At 53.8% G+C, this 403-nt stretch carries 1 protein-coding gene; it reads right to left on the reverse strand.

Annotated elements, in window-relative coordinates; genetic code table 11:
- Positions 1 to 403 (reverse strand): homoserine O-acetyltransferase/O-succinyltransferase family protein (locus FD23_RS10445; RefSeq protein WP_236743888.1); only part of this gene is annotated, 403 nt, incomplete at both ends.

The raw sequence follows: 403 nt of genomic DNA on the forward strand, positions 1-403 counted from the left end.
GCGGTATAGCGGGAGTGCGGACAGCGGTAGGAGTCGTCAAAGCCGCGAAGAAGGGGGCTGGCCCCCACTACTTCCTGCTCATAAATGCCGGACAGCTTCTTTTCCAGAGGCTGCTTGTCGATCCCAAAGTGATAGTAAAGCCCGGCTTGCGCTCCCCAGCAAAGGTGGAGGCTGGAGTAGACATGGGTCTTGGACCATTCCATCAGCTGGCAGAGCTCGCTCCAGTAGTCGACCTCCTGGAAAGGCAGCTGTTCAACCGGGGCGCCAGTAATAATCATCCCATCATAGCGCTTGTCCTTGATGTTGGCAAAGGTCCGGTAGTAGTTTTCCAGATATTCGTTGGAAGTATTTTTAGACTTATGACTGGCCATGTAGAGGAATTCCACTTCCAGCTGCAAGGGCA

Source organism: Lactobacillus delbrueckii subsp. delbrueckii DSM 20074 = JCM 1012, assembly GCF_001433875.1.
GTDB classification, from domain to species: Bacteria; Bacillota; Bacilli; order Lactobacillales; family Lactobacillaceae; genus Lactobacillus; species Lactobacillus delbrueckii.